This is a genomic window from Nocardioides sp. NPDC057577, assembly GCF_042801335.1.
GTDB lineage: Bacteria > Actinomycetota > Actinomycetes > Propionibacteriales > Nocardioidaceae > Nocardioides.
Map to the genome: position 1 here is coordinate 1 of NZ_JBHVGB010000306.1, position 2,845 is coordinate 2,845.

Annotated in this window: 4 protein-coding genes; 1 reads left to right on the forward strand and 3 read right to left on the reverse strand. The window is 68.9% G+C overall.

All coding sequences use genetic code 11. The annotated features are described in order from the left end of the window. Positions 1–2 precede the first annotated feature (2 nt). From ACFU7D_RS29245 to ACFU7D_RS29255, 3 genes are read right to left on the reverse strand one after another with little or no spacing between them, the layout of a single operon-like run. The gene (locus tag ACFU7D_RS29245) at positions 3–449 is read right to left on the reverse strand and encodes a nuclear transport factor 2 family protein (RefSeq protein WP_378873940.1); all 447 of its coding nucleotides are present in this window, start codon (positions 447–449) and stop codon (positions 3–5) included. 9 nt (positions 450–458) lie between these two features. Further along, entirely contained in the window at positions 459–815 is a 357-nt protein-coding gene (locus tag ACFU7D_RS29250; protein ID WP_378873943.1) for a metal-sulfur cluster assembly factor, read from the reverse strand. Beyond that, a complete protein-coding gene (locus ACFU7D_RS29255) occupies positions 812–1,909 on the reverse strand; it encodes an amidohydrolase family protein (protein ID WP_378873946.1) in 1,098 nt (365 codons plus the stop codon). The genes ACFU7D_RS29250 and ACFU7D_RS29255 overlap by 4 nt, the downstream gene beginning before the upstream one ends. A 172-nt stretch (positions 1,910–2,081) precedes the next feature. Between ACFU7D_RS29255 and ACFU7D_RS29260 the strand changes: the two genes are divergently transcribed. Further along, positions 2,082–2,828 (forward strand): response regulator transcription factor, encoded by a 747-nt coding sequence (locus ACFU7D_RS29260; RefSeq protein ID WP_378725789.1) that lies wholly within the window; start codon positions 2,082–2,084, stop codon positions 2,826–2,828. The last annotated feature ends 17 nt before the right edge of the window (positions 2,829–2,845 follow it).

Genomic DNA, 2,845 nt, shown 5'->3' on the forward strand with positions numbered 1-2,845 from the left:
CCTCAGGCGAGGTCGGCGAGACGACCGATGGTCGTCGTCCGGGTCGCGATTCCCCACCGCCCGTCGACCCGGGTGTAGGTGTCGACGTAGCGGCCGACGGCGTGCTTGGCCTGGCCGTCGTTGTCGACGAGCACTGCGTGGACCGTCGACTCGCCGGTCGCGGTGTCGCCGTCGATGGCGATCGAGATGCTGCCGAAGACGTGGAACATCTGCGCGAAGGCGTCCCAGAAGCCCCCGAGGCCGGCGAGGATCGCCTCGATCCCGGTCAGCTCGGTCCCGTCGAGGTCCCAGCGGGCGTCGTCGTGCCACACCGCGGCGAAGCGGTCGCGGTCACGAAGGTCGGCGCCGTGGGCGTACTCGGCGATCAGGTTCTCGATGGCGTGGCGGGCAAGGGCGACGTCGTTCGTCGCACCGATCGCTTCAGTCGTGTTCTGCGGGGTTGTGGTCATCGTCGTTCCTCAGCTGCCGGCGTGCGGGGTGGGGAGAAGGGTGAGGACACGGAGCCGCGCCTCGCGGACCTCCTGGGCGCGGCCGCTCATCCGCTCGGGCGTCCAGGTCATGCCGTCGTCGAGCTGTACCCGCGGCACGTGGCCGACGACGCGGCCGACGTGCTCATCGATCTGCTCGGTGAGCTGGCCGAGCATCATGCAGGACGGGGTCGTGAGCGAGAGGCGGACGACGACACGTCCGTCATCGTCGGTGGCTACGCCGTCCACGAGACCCATGTCGACGATGTCGAACGGTGTCTGGGCCGCGACGCTGCACGGGTCGACGACGTTGCGCAGGGCGTCGAGCACCTGCTCCTCGAGGCTCATGACTGCGCCCCCACCGGAGTGCGGCTCGTCGCCCACGGCGCGGCAGCACCACCGGCCGCTCGCTTCCGGGCGAAGTCGTCGTCCGCAGTGTCCTCACGCAGCTGCGCGAGGTCGAGGCCCATCGTCGTGGCGTAGTTCCCGGCCAGGATCTTGGCCTTGTGCTCGTCGGTGATCTGCGAGACCGGGGCGAACTGGCCGGCACGCTCGAGGTCGGCCTCGGGGAACTGGAACGCTTCGAACGCCTCGAGACAGGGGCGGGCGTGGTAGGCCATGTGGCCGGTGCCCCACCACATCCGGTCGTAGATGTGGTCACCGACGGCGACGGCCATGTCGAGCACCGCCCGGGAGAACTGCTCGGGACGCTTGGCGCAGATGATGTTGAGGGTCTCCAGATTGATGAAGACGTTGGGGAAGCGTGCCAGCAGCCAGGCCGTCTCCTCACAGAAGGCGACCCCGCCGTGGACGATCTCGAAGTTGAGGTCCGGGTGGTCGCCGGCGGCGCCGTCGATGTCGCCGAGCTTGTAGGGGTCCATCGGGACCGGGCCCAGCGGCACCGCCTTGTGGACCGCGACCGTGCCGATCCCGAGCTGCTTGGCCTTCTCGTAGAGCGGGTAGACGATCGACTCGTCGTCCATCCGGAAGCTCCGGTGCTTGCCCTCGGCCGTCCAGGACGAGGGATAGAGCTTGAGCCCGATCGGGTCGAGGAGCTCGGCCTGGCGCTCGAGCTCGTCGATGGCCGCCTGGCCGGCCATGGGGTCCACCGTCGCATAGCTGCGGAATCGGGTCGGGTGCTTCTTCAGTACCTCGGCGGCCTTCTCGACCGAGACGAGACCGTCCTTGTAGGCGCCGATGGGGACCGGGTGGTAGATCGCGAAGTCGGTGTCGGACTCGAGGAACAGCGTCGAGGCGGTCTCGTCGACGTCCCAGTCGCGGACGTACTGGTCCCAGCCCAGCTCGTACTCCGGCCCGGAGCCGGCGACGACCCCGAAGATCATCCCGGTGATGCCCTCGGCGTGCCGCGGGACCGCGTGGTTGGCGGGATCGAGGTTGTAGGAGTGGACCACCGCGTCGATCACATACTTGCCGTTGAGCATTCGAGGCTCCCGTCTGATTGGCCGGCGCATCCGGTTGCGTCGGCGATACCGCGAGTCTGGTTCTCGCTCGGGGCGGGGCGCTGTCCCCCTGCGGGGTCAAGACGTGACGGTCGTCACTAAAGATCGACTAGCATCGCACCATCCCGCACGACGGGGTGAGGAGGTGACCGCAATGACGGAGCGTGCAAGCCTGGGCGCGTACCGGAGGGCGTTCGACGTGCTCGAACGAGTCGACGGCGTCTCCGACGTCTCCGGCTTCAAGGGCCGGCTGACCGAGGCGCTCTGCCAGGTCTACGGCGTACGCTCGGCGACCTTCTTCGTCGGACGCTCCGCCGGTCTGGCGTGCTTCGATCCCGACCCGGTCGTCGAGGGCATCACCCGACGGATGCTGCCCGAATACCAGGCTCAGTGGCGCAACCACGACATCTTCGCCAGTCCCGGCGCCCTGCGCGACCTCAACGAGACCCGGGTCGCCTCGCTGTCCGAGCTGGCCAGGCTCCACGGCCCGGCGCGCAGCTACGTGTCCGACTACCTGCTGCGCCACGGTATTCGCAGCGCCACTGCGATGTACCTCAGACTCAAGGACGGCAACAAGGCACTGGTCGGCCTGTTCGACCCCCAGGAGGACCGGCTTCGCCGCGAGCACCTGGTCTCGCTCCGCCTCCTGGTCGGCCCGCTCAACCAGATCGCCCACACGCTGCCGAGCGACGACCTCGGCCCTGCCGCCACCCTGACCGACCTCTCACCGCGGCAGCGGGAGGTGGCCCTGCTGGTGGGCCAGGGCCTCGACAACACCGAGATCGCCGAGGTCCTCCATCTGACTCCCGCGAGCGTGAAGAAGTACGTCACCCGGATCCTGGCCGTCTCCGGCCTCACCACCCGCACCCAGCTGGCGCTTCACGCCACCCGCGAGCTCTGAGCCACCCGGATGCGCCG

What these genes read in the sequence shown, in the direction of transcription:
- ACFU7D_RS29250 (WP_378873943.1), bottom strand. Translation starts at nt 815, where the DNA reads ATGAGCCTCGAGGAGCAGGTGCTCGACGCCCTGCGCAACGTCGTCGAC.
- ACFU7D_RS29260 (WP_378725789.1), top strand. Translation starts at nt 2,082, where the DNA reads ATGACGGAGCGTGCAAGCCTGGGCGCGTACCGGAGGGCGTTCGACGTG.
- ACFU7D_RS29245 (WP_378873940.1), bottom strand. Translation starts at nt 449, where the DNA reads ATGACCACAACCCCGCAGAACACGACTGAAGCGATCGGTGCGACGAAC.
- ACFU7D_RS29255 (WP_378873946.1), bottom strand. Translation starts at nt 1,909, where the DNA reads ATGCTCAACGGCAAGTATGTGATCGACGCGGTGGTCCACTCCTACAAC.